Consider the following 16,240-nt stretch of genomic DNA (forward strand, 5'->3'; position numbering starts at 1 on the left):
GGCCTACGCTTTCCTGTACTATGAAGAGTAGCGGTTCAGCGCAGAAAGGGGGGACAAAACGATGGAAACCGCACTGCTCGGAAGCTTGATCTCCGCCATGGCTACCGTCCTTGGCGCGGTACCCCTGTTCTTCGTGAAGACACTGTCGGAGAAGTGGAAGGATATTCTCATCGCCTTCACGGCAGGCATTATGGTATCCGCTTCGACCTTCGGCCTGATGCCCCAGGCCATCGAAGAATCCGGAATCGCCGCCTTGACGATCGGCCTGCTCATCGGTATCTTCGTGCTCGATCTTATTGAGAAGAACATTCCCCACATTGACGTGGAGAACGATTCGGGCATCTCGCAGTTCGACTCGAAGTCCCTGCTCGTCATCATCGCCCTCTTCATCCATAACATCCCGGAGGGCCTGAGCACCGGCTTCAGCTATGCCAGCGCCAACGAGGGGCTCGGCCCCATGGTCGCCATCTCGATCGGCGCCCAGAACATGCCCGAAGGCCTCGTCCTTGCCGTGTTCCTTCTGAATTCCAAGGTCAGCAGGCTGCGATCCTTCCTGCTCGTCACCCTGACCGGACTCATGGAGATGGTGTCGGCCGTGGTCGGCTACTTCACGGCGAGCTACATCCAGTCCCTGGTCGGCTACGGCCTTGCCTTCGCCGCCGGTGCCATGATGTTCATCGTCTACAAGGAACTGGTCCCGGAGACGCACGGGCACGGCTATGAGAGGCAGTCCACCTACTCGTTCATTCTGGGGCTGCTCGTCATGGTGTACATAAGCTACTGGTTCGGCTGATCTGTCCACCGGGAACGGACAGCCCCTCAGTTGGGGTACCTGCCCCGCCGTCATTCGGGGAAGGTGGGACGGACGAACAAATCGGATGGCGTACATATCTGCTGAACTTCCGTCCAGCCGCTTGAAGCCCGCCTCTTACTGAGGATCCAAGATAAACGCGCGTCGTCCTTCAAGGACGACGCGCGTTTTATAAGAACTATAAGATGTGCAGCGGCTCTACCGGAACCGCTGGGAGGCGGCGGGCCGGCTGTTCTTCACCCCGTCTTGGCAGGTCCCTGCCTCACCGCGGTCCATACAGGGTCAGAGGTGTCTGCATACATGGCGTGCTGCCTGCAGCGGCTCCACGCTCAGCCCTTCGGCGGGTAAGGATCCCTGCCGTAAGAATTCGATTCGGCGATCTTCCCGTCCGTATTGTGAATCTTGTGTTCCGTCCTGTCCTTCCTGGCTTCTTCCCTTCCCCGCTTCTCCGCCGCCTCCTTCGTCCGGCGGTGGCTTACCTTCTCGCCGTTCTGCTGGATATCCCATCCCCCGTCCGGGTTTGGGTCGTATGCACCACGGTGCTTCTTTTATCCTCCGTCATCGGACTTCCTCCTTACAAATGGTAAAGGCTCCGCTCCCCTGATGCTGACCGTATACCCCATACGGGATTCAATTCCCTATCTCCCCAAGGCAGCCGGGCGCTTCTCCAGAAACTTCAGAATCGGCGCCAGCGACTGCCGCTCCGCCTGTGCGAGCAGGTCGCCCTTCTCGGCCAGCCGCTTCTCGATCGAGAGCAGATGGAACGCCTTCGGGGAGACGCCTGTCTTCACTTCGTCCCACGTCAGGGGCGTTGATACCGTGGCTTCCGGCGTCGCCCTGGGCGTATAAGGTGCCGCCATGCTTTTGCCCGCCGCCACCTGCACGTAGTCGAGGTAGATCCGCCCTTCCCGCTCCTTCAGCAGCCGCTCCACTGTGAACAGGGTACGGAATTTCTCGGCCAGAAAGCGGGCGAGAAACCCGCCGACCCGGTGCAGATCCTCGAAGGTATGTCCCTCCGTCAGCGGGACCACGACTTGAACGCCCGAAGCTCCGGAGGTCTTGGGGAACGAACACAGGCCCATCCCTTCCAGCGCCTCTCCGACCCGGGCGGCCGCCTCCATGAGACGGGGGTCGCCCTCCCGCTCGGATCCACGTCGATGACCCACTCCTGCGGCTCCTCGCCATGCACCGTCTCGAAGGACGGATGGAACTCCAGCGCCGCCAGGTTGCCGAGCCACAGCAGCACCGGCAGCGAATCGAGGTTGACATACTCCACCCCTTCATAGAGATGGGTCCTCACATAATCGGGCCTGCCGCCGGGAGCGTTCTTCTGGTAGAAGAACTTGCCCTGCACCCCATGCGGGAACCGCCGTGTTGTCAGATGCCGGTCCCGGCAGTACGGCAGCAGATAAGGCGACAGGGCCGCCAGCTTCTGCAGGTAAATCAGCTTCGTGATGCCGGGCTCCGGCCACAGCAGCTTGTCCGGGCGGGAGATCTCCACTTCCACACCGTCCACTTGAACGATGCCGCGTTCGTCCGTCATATCGCTTTCCCTCCGATCGCCAGCAGTTTCGGGTGCCGCAGCAGTCCCGCTTCGGTCAGCTCCCGGCCGCTCACGGTGACGGGCAGGGGGCTCCGCCAGCCAGCGGATCTCCGCTCCGCGCAGGCCCTCGGGCAGCTCCCCGGACCGAGGCCCGGCCGCGGGCACCGTCGGCAGACGGCCGAGCTCCCGCTTCGCGGCGGCATCCAGCCCGGACGAGGCCCGGCCGAGATACTTCCCGCCCTGCTGGAGGACGAGCGAGGCCACCCGGCCTTCGCGGTACACGATGCCGACCGCTTCCGCTTCGAGCCGGAGGGCGGTCTTGCGCTTGAACCAGTCCCGGTGATCCTTGCCCTCGGCATACGGGCTGTCCAGCCGCTTCGCGATGACCCCCTCCCATTCCCGCTCGCAGACCCAGTCCCAGAGCGCATCCCCGTCCGGGAACAGCTGGGCGGTGCAGAGCGGGGGCTCCCAGTCGGCCGCGAGCTGATCCAGCGCTTCATGGCGCTCCCGGAACGGCCGTCCGCGGAGGTCCCTGCCGCCGAGCTGCAGCAGGTCGAAGGCGACGTACTGCACCGGGGACCGCTCCGCAGCCCGCCGGATGAGCGCCGGGTCGGCCAGCTTGTCGCGCTGCTGCATGCGCTGGAAGCTCGGCCTGCCGGTGGCCGGGTCGAGCAGGACCGCTTCGCCGTCGAGCAGGAAGCGACCCGGCAGACGCGACAGCACGCGGACAAGATCGGGGTACGTTTTTGTTTTGGGCAGGCCGTACTTGGAGACGAGCTCCACCCTCCCCTCATCGACAAGGGCCAGGATCCGGAATCCGTCCCACTTGAGCTGGTAGCCCCACTCGTCCCCCTGCGGAAGCCGGTCCGTCAGGATCGGGGCCATCGGCTTGAAGACGGGCATGCCCCGTTACGCTCCCGTCCGCTTCGAGCGCGGCTTGGCCCGGCGGGTCTTTGGCTTCCCCTGGCCGGAAGCCGGGGCGCGCTGCGTCCCCCGGTCCGTCGACTGGGCCGCCTTCATCTCGTTCAGCGACGCCTGGAGGGCTTCCATCAGGTTGACGACTTTCTTCTCCTTTTCCTCCGGTGCGGTCGTAATCTCCCGGCCCTCGACCTTCTGCTCGATGGCCTGCAGGAGCCTCTCCCGGTATTCATCCTCATACTTGCCGGGATCGAACGGTGCGGACAGCTGCTCGATCAGCGACTTCGCCATCTCGAGCTCCCGCTTGTCCACCTTGGCGGGCTCCGGGAAGTTCGGAATCTCCTCCTTCTCCCGGATCTCCTCCTCATAGTAGAGCGTGACGAGCGACAGCACATCGCCGATGACCCGGAGCGCCGCCAGGCTGCCCTTGCCGCGCAGCGCAATATTCGCAATGCCGATCTTCTCCGTGCTCTTCAGCGCTTCCACCAGCAGGCCGTAGGCATGGGTGCCCGTCTCCTCGGGAGCGAGATAATACGTTTTCTGAAAATAGATCGGATCAATCTCCTCCAGATCCACAAAATCGAGGATGCGGATCTCCCGCGACGTTTCGGAGGCGAGCTCCTCGAGCTCCTCCTTCTCGAAGGTTACGTATTTGCCGGGCTCGTATTCATAGCCCTTAACGATGTCGCTCCACTTGACCTCCTCCGCGCATTTGGGGCAGGTGCGGGAATAGTGGATCGGCACCTTGTGCTCCTTGTGCAGCATCCGCATCGGGATGTCGTTCTCCTGGGTGGCGGTGTACATCTTGACGGGCACGTTGACGAGTCCGAAGCTCACGGCCCCTTTCCACAGTGTCTGCATCGTTCCCCCTCCTTCTCGCTCCTCTTCGGCGGCGCTGCTTCACGCAGGCCCGCCCGTATACCTCTCATTAACCGGAGGGACCGGATGTCAATCAAGAGCGGGACCGGAGGAATGCCCAAAAAGCCGGAGCCCCTTCCGGCTCCGGCTGAATCCCCCGCTGTTCCCTACTTTACAAGCGGCGGCTGACCCTTTTTGGTGATCTGCCGTATGGCTTAGGCAAACAAAAGATGACATCGGCTCGGCCTGCGTTAGGGGATGGGCCTGCCCCTCAGCTGTCCCGCCTGCTGCTGACGGTTCAGCGGCTTACCAGGCGTACGCCTTCGGCGCTTCCCCGCCCGGGCCCGGGAAGATCTCGTCGAGCCGGTGCAGCACTTCTTCGCCAAGCTCAATATCCACCACGCGCAGCGACTGCTCGAATTGCTCCAGCGTCCGCGGCCCGATAATCGGGGCCGTCATCGCCGGATGGGCCAGCGTCCATGCGAGTGCGGTGTTCGCCTCGCTCTCCCCTAGTTCGCGGCACAGGCCCGCGAACGCTTCGAGCTGCGCGCGGTGCTTCTCCGCGCGCTCCGGGTTGTTCGCGCGCTTCGAGCCCGGCGCCGGGTTCAGCGCGCCCCCGCCGAGCAGGCCGCCGTCGAGCGGACTCCAGGCGATGACGCCGATGCCGTGCTCCTCTGCCGCCGGGAGCACCTCAAGCTCCGGCAGCCGGCACAGCAGGCTGTACTTGTGCTGCTCGGACACGAGGCCCAGGATGCCGCGCGACTTCGCTTCGTACTGGGCCTTCACGAGATCGCGTCCAGCGAAGTTGCTGGAGCCGACGTAGCCGATCTTGCCGCTGTACAGGGCCACCTGGAACCCTTCCCACAGCTCGTCCCACGAGACATTGCGGTCGACGTGGTGCATCTGGTACAGCTCGATGTGGTCGGTCTGCAGGCGGCGCAGCGAGCCCTCGAGGTGGCGGCGCAGCTTGTAGGCCGACAGGCCGCCCTGGCCGTTCGGGCCGTCGGCGGCATCGCTCATGTCCCCGTAGAACTTGGTGGCGAGCACCACCTTCTCCCGCCGGCCGCCGCCCTGGGCGAACCAGCGTCCGATGATTTCCTCGGTCCGTCCTGCATTTTCACCCCAGCCATAAATGTTGGCCGTATCAAAGAAATTCACTCCTGCATCCACCGCCGCATCCATGATGCGGAACGCTTCCTTCTCATCGGTGTCCACGCCGAAATTCATCGTGCCCAGGCACAGGCGGCTGACTTTCAGGCCGGATTTGCCCAGATAGGTGGTCTTCATCCCTTCATTCCTCCCCGTCGATGGATGATCCGCAATCGCTTACAGCTTCATCTTACCCTACAGGAGGAGGCCTGCCCAGTACGCACTTTTACCGCTGCTGCTCCCCCTGCAGTGATTAAGTTACCCGCAGGTAACTGACCGTTCGCCGGCGCCGTCTCCCGTTCAGCCCCCCATATAAGACCAGCGGTCTGCGGGCTTCCGGAGCGTAAGCTTCATGGCGCCCGGCGCTCCTTCGATCGATCCCGCCTCGATCCAGGCTGCGGTTACATTCGCCTGAAGACGGTGCGGGTGCCACTCCGTCAGCGAGACCTCCTGCCGGCGCTGCAGCACGGCAATTCTCGCCCCGTTCATGTCCTTCCCCTGCCGGTGCACCCAGTACGCCGCAAACCGCAGCAGGTTGCGTTCGGTCTGTTCGAGCGGCAGACCCGGTTTCACCGTCTCGAACGTCCAGATCTCCCACAGGCGTCCCAGCGCGTAGCCCCCGGTGTAGGCGGCGGCGCCTTCCTGCCGGTTCATCGGCAGCACCTCCCTGACCCCGTTCTTCTCGTATACGAGCATCGTCTGAAACGCATACCCTTCAAAGTGCTCATCCATGAACACATTATGCGAGGTCCAGCCGGTCCAGGGGTAGACCAGCTGTTTGTACTCCTGGGAGGCTGCCTTAAGCCCTCTCACGAGGGGAGTATCCCCCAGCACATAGACCCGGAGCACCGGGGAGCTGAGAAAAATCATTCCGAACGAGATCAGCCAGACGGCGAGGAACCCGGCTGCCCACCGCCGCCCCGTGCGGGACAGGCCTTCTTCCAAATCGTCAGGCTGCCGGTCTGCAGGCGCAGGCCTGCGCAGCGAGCATACCCCGTCGCGGCAGCCGCCCTCTCGGGCCCGTCGCCCGGCCACCGCATCGTAGATCCGCCGGGCGGCAGGCTTCACAGGCCAGAGTGACAGCAGCAGGCCGAAGGGGGCGAGCCAGCCGGACGTGTGGAAGACCGCGATATAGGTATCCACGCCCCGGTAGACCCGTCCTGCCGTATCCACCGCGCGGATGTCGTGCAGCAGCTCCTCCTCCGGCAGTCCGGCCAGCTTCGGCTCCTGCGCCGCATGCTCCTGCAGCGGCAGCCAGGCGGCCGCCTGACGCGGATTCAGCGCCTGCAGCACGGCTGCCGTCTGGCGGCAGAGCGGGCACAGCCGGTCGTAATAGACCTTGAGCTTGGGACGGCGCACCCGTAAGCTCCCGGCGATCTTCTCTCCCACCCGGGCCGGGATCATGCCGGCATAGAGACTGACCGTCATCAGAGAGATGGCGGGGATCGGCAGGGTGACCATCACGCCAAGATGAAAAGCGATTCCCGCGAGGATCAGCGGCAGCCGCAAGGGCCGGAACCAGAAGAGGAAGATGAACAGCGCCTCAAAGATCGTCACCGTGTAGCTCAAGGTCCGGACGAGCAGGGGGCGCTCCGTCAGCCAGGACACGTCGTAGAAGGCATTGATGGCAAGCGAAGCCGGCCCCCACACGCCGAGGCCGCTCAGATACATCGGCGAAGACAGCTTGAAAAAAGCCGAATCAAGGTAGAACAAGCCCACGGTCAGCACCAGGAAGACGGTGTAGAGATAGGACACGGGAGCCGGACCGTGGTCTTCCTGCTTCAAGGCTGCCCGGGCACGGCGTTCAAGAAGCCTGTCCACGGACAGCGCACGCCCGGCCGGCATGAAGACAAGCAGAAGCGAGGCAGTCAGCAGCAGCGAATCGCTCTGCCAATCCCGCCCGTGCGTATAGGCGCCGAAGCCCAGCACGATGACGGCCAGCGCGTACTGGACGATGGCCGCCGTACGGGTGCGATACCCGATCAGCAGGCAGGCTGTGGCGGCCAGCCATACCCACAGCAGCGGCGCTGAAGGGATGATGCTCTCGAGCACATAAGGCATCGGGTCGAACAGAAGGTGCCGGAATGCATACATTTGCCCGATCTCCGCGAAGAGAACCAGCGAAAAGGCGATGCGGAACCAAGCCAGCGGCAGCGGGCTCACCTGCTTTTCAAACCATCCGTTCAGCTTTTGTCTCACCGCTCTCACCCCCCGCTTTCGGGAATCGGAAGGGCACGGCGCTGTGCCCTTCTGTCCCCCTTCATTACCCGTCCGGAACCTTGCCCAAACCTTATACAATAAGAGGCATGGTGCCGGAAGGAGTACAGCGGTGGAGAGGCCTTATTACGTGAGTCGGGTTTAGCGCAGGACAAGCCTGGCAAGCCACCCGCGGCGGGGTCAGGGCATGATTAGGCTTTTCGTGCCTTCGCGGCCGCGGTAGGTTCATGCATGCTGTCCATCCCCCCACTCACTTCTATGAGCGTTCAGGGCATGCCAAACATCCCGCACGCAATCGCGGCGGGATACTACAGGATGAACCGTACACGAACGGCCTCACCCGGATTATTTTTTTACTCCCGAGCTCTCCATCCAATCCTTCCGGCGGACGCGCACGGCTTCCTTATGCCGAGTCTTCCTTGTTCATCGCGACCAGGTGGCTGAGCACAATCCCCTGCAGCGCCGAGAGCACCATAGCTCCGCTCCACAGGGCGGGCGGCCAGCCCAGGCCATCCCGAAGGTGCTCAAGCACCAAGAAGGCACCCGTCAAGAGCAGCGGCACCAGCGCAGCAAGCACATGCTTCTTCCAATTGTTCCTGTGCGATGCGCCCAGGAACCCGTAAAGCAGATCCGCCGCGAGGCCGGTGACGATCCCTGCAGGGGCCATATACGCGGATTGGCCCGGGATGCACATGAACAGCACCGGTACGGTGAAGAGGATGAACAAACTGCCAAAAGGCAGCTTCCACCGGTTGACGCTCCACACCAGGGGGACGGTGAGCAGGGCGGAAGTCAGCAGGACTCCGGCCAGCCCGTGCTCGATAACAGTCCCGTACAGGCTCTCCCGGAGACCGGTCGCCAGAGGTTCCAGTTCGCTGCCGAGGCGTTCCAGCCCGGACCGGGAGGTCGATCCGCTGTTCAGCATCCAGTGAGAGCTGAGAGCGAGTGCGGCGATCGAAGTGCCGAGAGCCAATGACAGCAGCCCCGGCCACAGCTCCCCCCGCCCGGGGAACACGGCCGGGCAGCCGCCATACCGCCCGGAACGGGGAGGTTACGAGCAGCACGGCTCCTGCAGTCTGCAGCAGCCGGGTTTGGCGAATAGTGTTCTTCGATCCCGCCCGGCTGAAGTTCTCCCGCCAGCTGCCACAGCAGGCCGCCGAGGCTCCCGAGCAGAAACAGTCCGGCTCCGGCCAGCCCCGCTCCATACCCGTCCGGCAAACCGGACTTCCAGCTTCCGTGCAGAAGCTTGCCCCGAACCATAAACCAGCCCAGCCACAGGATGGAGGCCGCCAAGCCGGAGTAGAGCAGCAGCTCCGTTCCTCCGCCCCCGGCCAGCCTATCCGCTTCACCAGCCGCGGCCCGGCTGTTCTCCCACCGTTCCAGGAACATGCCTGCCGTCAGCCACATCCCAAACACCAGCGTCAGGACCTGGCTGCCCGTCCCCGCCCGCCTGATCTTTTCCTGCACACCACATTCCCCCGATTCTGCCTATATGTATAGCTGTAAGCTTCTTCCTGTCCCTCCATGCTCTTGCCCAAAGTCTATCACATTCCCGGCATGATTTCCTTCTTTATCCTTTCTTAAGAAATAAGAAGAGAACTTTTTTCATAGGATGAGAGTATAACTAAGATGAGATGACCTTAAGAGGAGGGCTCGCCATGACCGATGCACAGCAAAAAATTCTGGATGCCCTAAAGCGCGACCGGTTCGTCAGCGCCTACGGCCTGTCCTTGATGACCAGCCTGCCGGTTCCTCAGGTAATGGAAGAGCTGCCTCTTCTCGTGAGCACGAACCAGGTCAAATACCTGCCCCTGAAGAATGCCCAAGGGAAGGAAGAAAAAGCGTACTATCTCGCCTCCCGGTAGGAGCCGCTCTTGAGCCATGCGCACTGCATCTCACCGGCCGACCGCAGTACAAACCGCTGCCACCTGTGACTTTGCAGCCGGCCGGCCGATCGGCAGCTGATCGAGGGGCCCGCTTCGGATAGAGAGAGACGCTGATGCGCCATCCCCTTTTTGATGAAAAGACCCAACTCTCGATATAGGAAAATGGATCGCGCAATTCCCTTGGGAAGAACAAGATTGTCGAGCAGAGGAACGAAGATGCGTCCTTTTTCCATTTGCAAGAACCCGAAATTCACTATAGAGGAACTCAGGTACGCTATTCCCCTCTTGGAACGACCGGAATCTCGCATAGAGGAACTCCGATGCGCTATTTCCGGGCATAAGGCGGTTTCGCTGCCTGCAACGCTTAGATAAGATACCTGAGTTCCGTTATTGTTTGGGAAATAGCGGGAAATATACAAATAACGCATCTCTTTTCCGCTATCTTCTCCCTGCAGTGTAGGAGAGCCTGATTGCCGCATGCCCAACTGCTTCTCTCGCTTCTTTTTATCGAGCAGAACACCCTTCCCGCTCGTTCTCCACGCCCTTCCCCCTATACAGCTTGCCGCCACCCGGTTTTATTCTCGGCTCATGCCTGGACTTCTCACTTTCCCGTTCACCATCTACTTCCCGCCAAGATGCTCAACCCACGGCTCTCCATAGTATACTTTCGGCTCCTTCATCAGACTAACCTCTCCTCTGCCCCGCCTTGTGTATCGCTAAAATGCTGTATCCACGACTTCCCACATCCTGCCTTCCGACTGCCCCGTCGATTCCCCCATACTTCACCTTACAAAGAAATTCGCATTATCTCATAACGCCCCGTCGTGCTCGATCCGTCTAAAGGCAAACTCTCCGCTCCTCTGCACCCCAACAATGCCGTGCGGCCATACGCCCGTCCCTCGCCCCCCACCATCATACTGCTCACACACCGATGTCCGAACAAAATGAAACCGCACGGAAGAACGTCCCCCGCCGCCCAAGCAGCATGCTGCTCCTGCTCCAATGTCTGCACAAACCAAAACAGCACGAGAGCGGTGTCCCGTGCTGTTTTGACGTACTATTTTGACGTACTGCTCTGTTGTACTGCTTACGCCTGCTTTGCGTACTGCTTTGTCGCGCAGTACTGATTTGCCGTACAGTTTCCCGTGCCGCTCGCTGCTCCTCCCGACCCTGCGCCCGCAGTCTGCCTGCTAGCTCAGGACGTTGGGGTACCCGATCCCCTGCTCCGGCTCCGTTCCTTCCACGGCATCGAGCCAGCGGCGGATCATCGAGAGCAGCTGCGCCGAATTCACCGGCTTCGTGATATAGTCCGAGGCGCCGGCCTCGAGGCACGCCTCCCGGTCGCCCTTCATGGCCTTCGCCGTGAGCGCGATGATCGGCAGGTCCTTGAACTCCGGCATCTCGCGGATCGCGCGGGTCGTCTCATACCCGTCCATCACCGGCATCATGATATCCATCAGGATGATCTTGATATCCGGCGTCGTCTCGAGAATGTTGATGGCGTCATACCCGTTCTCAGCCGGCACCACCTTCATGTTGTGCCGCTCGAGAATCGTCGTCAGCGCAAAAATATTACGGATATCGTCATCGACGACCAGCACCTTCTTGTACTTGATCATCTCGTCGGATTGATGCAGCTTCACCAGCGTCTCGCGGGAGCCCGCGGGCAGATCCTCCGCCTTCCGGTGGAGGAACAGGCTGGTCTCGTCCATGATCTGCACCGGCGTGTTCACTTCCTTGATTACGGCGGACTTCAGGAGCTCTTCGAGCTCGCTCTCTTCCTCCGGCGTCAGCTTCCGGGTCCGGTTGATGACGACCGGCATGTACTTGTTCTTCGCGTTCTTCTGCATCTCCCGCACAAACTGGAGAACGTTCAGATCCGTAAGGGCGTTATCCGCCAGCACGCAGTCGTACTCCTTGGCCTTCAGCTGCTGCAGGGCCTTCCGCCCCGTATCCACGGCCGTCACGATCACATCGTCGCCGCCGATCGTCTCGACCCACTCCTGCCGCTGCTTGGGGTCGGAGGACACAACGAGCAGATGGTGCACCGCGCGGTCGGCGAACTGATTCAGCTTGTCGAGCGCATTCTCCAGCTCTTCGTTGGACACCGGCTTGCAGATATAATCGTGGACGCCCTTCTGCATGAGCTGAATCTCGTCTTCCTCGACCGTAATGACGCAGACCGGAATATGACGGATGTTGATGTCGTTCTTGAGATGCTCGATGACGAGCCAGCCGTCCATGTCCTTCAGCCTCAGGTCCAGCGTGATGGCCGTCGGCTTGTATTTCTGTGCGAGCTCAAGCGCATCGGAGCCCTTGGCCGTAATGACCGCCTTGATGCCCCGCTTGTGGAGCAGCTCCAGCAGAATCTCATTGAACTTCAGGTCATCCTCAATAATCAGGAACACCCGGTCCCCCGGCTGGATCCGTTCGCGGTCGTCGATCATGTCGGCGACCGACTTGCGGGGGAGCAGCCGCGTCTTCTGCGGCGGCGTTACGTCGATGACCTCCGGCACATACTTCGGCTTCGGCTCCGGACTCGGTGCGTCGGCATCGAGCGGCAGGTACAGGTTGAACGTGCTGCCGGTGTTCTCGACGCTGTAGAGCGTTATCTCGCCGCCCAGCATCGCCGCGATCTCGCGCGAGATCGCAAGACCGAGGCCCGTCCCTCCGTAGGTGCGGTTCGTGCTGCCGTCCGCCTGCTGGAACGCCTCGAAGATGATCTGCTGCTTCTCCGGCGGAATGCCGATGCCTGTATCACTGACACAGAAGCAGAGCACGAGCTTCGCCCGGTTCAGGGCTTCATGGTCCTTGCTCCAGCCGCCGTTCGCCTGCCGGATCAGCAGCTGCACCTGGCCTTCTTCCGTGAACTTGAAAGCGTTCGAGAGCAGGTTCTTCAGAATCTGCTGGAGGCGCTTCGAATCGGTGACGATCGTCCCCGGCACATTCGGCTCGACCTTGATCCTGAAGTCAAGCTTCTTGTCGTCCGCCATATGACGGAACGTCCGCTCGATGCTGGCCGTGATCTCGTTCATCGTCGTCTCGACATAATCCGGTGTGACCGTGCCCGACTCGATCTTCGACAGATCGAGGATGTCGTTGATGAGATTGAGGAGCTCGTGCCCGGAATCCTGGATCGTCTCCGCGAACTTCACCTGGTTGTCCGTCAGGTTCGCGTCCGGATTCTCCGCGAGCTGCTCGGCGAGCAGCAGCAGCGAGTTCAGCGGCGTCCGCAGCTCATGCGACATGTTCGCCAGGAACTCCGACTTGTACTTGGAGGTCAGTGCGAGCTGCTCGGCTTTCTCCTCGAGGAAGCGCTTGGCGAGCTCCACCTCGTTGTTCTTGCTCTCGACCTCGGCCTTCTGCAGGACGAGCAGCTTGGCTTTTTCCTCGAGCTCCTCGTTCGTGTTCTGCAGCTCCAGCTGCTGCTTCTGCAGCTCCTCGGTGAGGGACTGAGACTGCATCAGGAGCTCTTCGGTACGCTGGTTCGCCTGCATCGTATTGATGACGATCCCGATCGATTCGGTGAGCTGGTCGAGGAAGGCGATGTCGATCTCCGTGAATTTGCGGAACGACGCCAGCTCGAGCACGGCCAGCACCTGGTCTTCGAAAATGATCGGCAGCAGCACGATATTCAGCGGCGTGCTCTCGCCGAGGCCCGAGGAGATCACGACATAATCGCCCGGCACGTTCGTGAGCAGGATGCGCTGCTTCTCGATCAGGCACTGGCCGACAAGTCCCTGTCCCGCGCGGTATTCGTTCGACAGATGCTTGCGCTGCTGGAAGGCGTAGCTCGCGAAGAGCGCCAGCACCGGCTCGCCGCCCCGCGGCTCGTTGATGTAGATGACGCCGTGCTGCATCGAGACGAGCGGCGCAAGCTCGGAGAGAATCATGCGGCAGACCGCATACAGATCCCGCTGGCCCTGGAGCAGCCTCGAGAACTTCGCCAGGTTCGTCTTGAGCCAGTCCTGCTCGGTGTTGATCCGGGTCGTTTCCTTCAGGTTGCGGATCATCTCGTTGATGTTGTCCTTGAGCGTGGCCACCTCGCCGGCCGCCGCCACGTCGATCGAACGCGACAGGTCGCCCTTCGTTACCGCCGTAGCGACATTGGTGATCGCACGAACCTGGGTCGTCAGCGTACTCGCCATGTAGTTTACGTTATCCGTGAGGTCGCGCCAGGTGCCGGCCGCCCCCGGCACGTTCGCCTGGCCGCCCAGCTTCCCTTCGGCACCTACCTCGCGCGCTACGGTCGTAACCTGGTCGGCGAACGTCGCCAGCGTATCGATCATGCTGTTGATCGTATCGGCGAGCTCGGCGATCTCGCCCTTCGCTTCCACGGTCAGCTTCTGCTTCATGTTCCCGTTCGCGACCGCGGTCACGACCTTCGCGATCCCCCGCACCTGATCGGTCAGGTTGGTCGCCATGATATTTACGTTATCGGTGAGATCCTTCCAGATCCCGCCGACGCCGCGCACCTGCGCCTGGCCGCCCAGCTTGCCGTCCGTGCCTACCTCGCGCGCCACACGCGTAACCTCGGAGGCGAACGAGTTGAGCTGGTCCACCATCGTGTTGATCGTGTTCTTGAGCTCGAGGAGCTCGCCCTTGACGTCGACGGTGATTTTGCGCGAGAGGTCGCCCTTCGCCACCGCTGTCGTCACATCGGCGATGTTGCGCACCTGGTCGGTCAGATTCGAAGCCATGTAGTTTACGCTTTCGGTCAGATCCTTCCACGTGCCGCCGACGCCCTTCACCTGCGCCTGGCCGCCGAGCTTCCCTTCCGTACCAACCTCGCGCGCCACGCGCGTAACCTCGGAGGCGAACGTCGAGAGCTGGTCCACCATCGTGTTGATCGTGTTCTTGAGTTCGAACATCTCGCCCTGAACGTCCGCGGTGATCTTCTTGGAGAGATCGCCGTTCGCCACCGCCGTCGTAACGACCGCGATGTTGCGCACCTGGTCCGTCAGGTTGGAGGCCATGTAGTTTACGCTTTCGGTCAAATCACGCCATGTGCCGGCCACGCCCTTCACCTGGGCCTGTCCGCCGAGCATCCCGAGCGTACCTACCTCGCGGGCCACACGCGTAACCTCGGAGGCGAACGTCGAGAGCTGCTCCACCATCGTGTTGATCGTGTTCTTGAGCTCGAGAATCTCGCCGCGGGCGTTGACCGTGATCTGCTTCGAGAGGTCGCCCTTCGCGACCGCGGTCGTCACCTCGGCGATGTTGCGCACCTGGTCGGTCAGCGTGCCCGCCATGTAATTTACGCTGTCCGTCAGATCCTTCCATGTGCCGGAGACCCCGCGCACATCCGCCTGGCCGCCGAGCTTCCCTTCGGTCGATACCTCGCGGGCGACTCTCGTCACCTCGGAGGCGAAGGTGGAGAGCTGCTCCACCATCGTGTTGATCGTGCTCTTCAGCTGGAGAATTTCGCCCTTCGCGTCCACCGTGATTTTCTTCGAGAGATCGCCCTGGGCGACCGCCGTCGTCACTTCCGCGATGTTGCGCACCTGGTTCGTCAGGTTCGAAGCCATCGAGTTAACGCTTTCGGTGAGATCGCGCCAGGTGCCCGATACGCCCTGAACGTCGGCCTGGCCGCCGAGCTCCCCTTCCGTACCTACTTCCCGGGCTACGCGCGTAACCTCGGAGGCGAAGGTGGAGAGCTGGTCCACCATTGTATTGATCGTGACCTTGAGCTCGAGAATCTCGCCCTGCACGTCCATTGTGATTTTCTTGGAAAGATCGCCGTTGGCTACGGCCGTCGTGACTACCGCGATGTTGCGAACCTGGTTCGTCAGGTTCGAAGCCATGTAGTTAACGCTTTCGGTCAAATCGCGCCATGTGCCGGAGACGCCCTTCACGTCCGCCTGGCCGCCGAGCTTCCCTTCCGTACCTACCTCCCGCGCCACGCGCGTAACCTCGGAGGAGAAGGTGGAGAGCTGGTCCACCATCGTGTTGATCGTGTTCTTGAGCTCGAGAATCTCGCCCTTCGCGCTGACGGTGATCGTCTTCGACAGATCCCCGTTGGCCACCGCCGTCGTGACCGCGGCGATGTTCCGCACCTGGTCGGTCAGGTTCGTCGCCATATAATTCACGCTGTCCGTGAGATCCTTCCACGTGCCGGAGACGCCCTTGACGTCCGCCTGGCCGCCCAGGATTCCCTCGGTGCCTACTTCGCGTGCGACACGCGTTACCTCGGAGGCAAAGGTGCTGAGCTGGTTCACCATCCGGTTGATGTTGTTCGCGGTGCGCTGGAATTCGCCCGTCAGCGGACGGCCCTCGAATTCCAGTTCGACGGTCTGCGACAGGTCGCCCTGCGCCACCGCATTGATCACGCGCACCATCTCGCTGGTCGGCTGGATGAGATCGACGACCAGGCCGTTGAGCGACTCGGTCACCTTCTCCCAGTCCCCGCCGGTGTTCTTGTGGGAGAAGCGGCGGGAGAGCTTGCCTTCCTTGCCGACAACGGTGGCCACCGTATGGATCTCCGTCGCCAGGCTCTCCTGCATGTCCATAATCTCATTGAATGTATCTGCAACTTTGCCCGCAATCCCGGTATGGTCGTAGGGCATTCGGTAAGCAAAATTCCCTTTTTTCAGCGCCATCAAGGCGTTCAGCAGTTCCCCCGTATCTAATTGATCAACGGAAGAATCTTGATTACGTTCCTGGTCCGACATGATCCTGTTCCTTTCGTCGATAGATTCGGCAGCTTGTCAGCTATATATGAAGCGTTCATCCTTTCTATTTTACTATCCGGCTCACCCGATGTCTTACGACCAATGAACTAAGTATGATCCGGTACGCATGTCGAACGGGATCGAAAAAACCATGCCGCCATCAGGGCAGCATGGTTGGATTCATGCG

The 16,240-nt window shown here is 61.6% G+C and carries 9 protein-coding genes and 2 pseudogenes; 2 read left to right on the forward strand and 9 right to left on the reverse strand.

Going from position 1 to position 16,240, the window contains the following annotated elements; all coding sequences use genetic code 11:
* Positions 1-61: 61 nt before the first annotated feature.
* Positions 62-793, forward strand: coding sequence for a ZIP family metal transporter (locus PM3016_RS24230; protein ID WP_013919260.1), 732 nt, complete (start codon positions 62-64; stop codon positions 791-793).
* 347 nt (positions 794-1,140) lie between these two features.
* Here PM3016_RS24230 and PM3016_RS37560 read toward each other — a convergent pair whose 3' ends face one another.
* The 8 genes and pseudogenes from PM3016_RS37560 to PM3016_RS40195 all read right to left on the reverse strand — a co-directional run bounded on the left by PM3016_RS37560 (position 1,141) and on the right by PM3016_RS40195 (position 8,963).
* Complete coding sequence (locus PM3016_RS37560; protein WP_238540635.1) at positions 1,141-1,311, reverse strand: DUF2188 domain-containing protein; 171 nt, start codon at positions 1,309-1,311, stop codon at positions 1,141-1,143.
* 138 nt (positions 1,312-1,449) lie between these two features.
* Positions 1,450-2,354, reverse strand: a pseudogene (gene ligD, locus PM3016_RS24235) (non-homologous end-joining DNA ligase).
* 378 nt (positions 2,355-2,732) lie between these two features.
* A pseudogene (locus PM3016_RS40185) lies at positions 2,733-3,257 on the reverse strand (ATP-dependent DNA ligase); the annotation flags it as partial.
* 6 nt (positions 3,258-3,263) lie between these two features.
* Positions 3,264-4,133 (reverse strand): non-homologous end joining protein Ku, encoded by an 870-nt coding sequence (gene ku / locus PM3016_RS24245; RefSeq protein WP_014371317.1) that lies wholly within the window; start codon positions 4,131-4,133, stop codon positions 3,264-3,266.
* Positions 4,134-4,436: 303 nt separating this feature from the next.
* Entirely contained in the window at positions 4,437-5,417 is a 981-nt protein-coding gene (locus PM3016_RS24250) for an aldo/keto reductase (protein WP_014371318.1), read from the reverse strand.
* A 162-nt stretch (positions 5,418-5,579) separates the two neighbouring features.
* On the reverse strand, positions 5,580-7,478 hold the full coding sequence (locus PM3016_RS24255; protein ID WP_014371319.1) for a DCC1-like thiol-disulfide oxidoreductase family protein: 1,899 nt from the start codon (positions 7,476-7,478) through the stop codon (positions 5,580-5,582).
* A gap of 421 nt (positions 7,479-7,899) precedes the next feature.
* Positions 7,900-8,469, reverse strand: coding sequence for a hypothetical protein (locus tag PM3016_RS40190; RefSeq protein WP_238540312.1), 570 nt, complete (start codon positions 8,467-8,469; stop codon positions 7,900-7,902).
* On the reverse strand, positions 8,415-8,963 hold the full coding sequence (locus tag PM3016_RS40195) for a hypothetical protein (RefSeq protein ID WP_238540313.1): 549 nt from the start codon (positions 8,961-8,963) through the stop codon (positions 8,415-8,417). Before PM3016_RS40195 ends, PM3016_RS40190 begins: the two co-directional genes overlap by 55 nt.
* A 191-nt stretch (positions 8,964-9,154) precedes the next feature.
* On the opposite strand from PM3016_RS40195, the gene PM3016_RS24265 reads away from it, so the two are divergent.
* The gene (locus PM3016_RS24265; protein ID WP_013919269.1) at positions 9,155-9,361 is read left to right on the forward strand and encodes a hypothetical protein; all 207 of its coding nucleotides are present in this window, start codon (positions 9,155-9,157) and stop codon (positions 9,359-9,361) included.
* Between the two features lie 1,211 nt (positions 9,362-10,572).
* Here the strand turns inward: PM3016_RS24265 and PM3016_RS24275 are convergent.
* Entirely contained in the window at positions 10,573-16,053 is a 5,481-nt protein-coding gene (locus PM3016_RS24275; protein ID WP_014371321.1) for a HAMP domain-containing protein, read from the reverse strand.
* Between the last annotated feature and the right edge of the window lie 187 nt (positions 16,054-16,240).

This window comes from Paenibacillus mucilaginosus 3016 (assembly GCF_000250655.1).
Lineage (GTDB): Bacteria > Bacillota > Bacilli > Paenibacillales > NBRC-103111 > Paenibacillus_G > Paenibacillus_G mucilaginosus.

Coding starts and splice junctions, on each gene's coding strand:
- PM3016_RS24250 (WP_014371318.1), bottom strand. CDS start 5,417: ATGAAGACCACCTATCTGGGCAAATCCGGCCTGAAAGTCAGCCGCCTG.
- PM3016_RS24265 (WP_013919269.1), top strand. CDS start 9,155: ATGACCGATGCACAGCAAAAAATTCTGGATGCCCTAAAGCGCGACCGG.
- ku (WP_014371317.1), bottom strand. CDS start 4,133: ATGCAGACACTGTGGAAAGGGGCCGTGAGCTTCGGACTCGTCAACGTG.
- PM3016_RS24230 (WP_013919260.1), top strand. CDS start 62: ATGGAAACCGCACTGCTCGGAAGCTTGATCTCCGCCATGGCTACCGTC.
- PM3016_RS24275 (WP_014371321.1), bottom strand. CDS start 16,053: ATGTCGGACCAGGAACGTAATCAAGATTCTTCCGTTGATCAATTAGAT.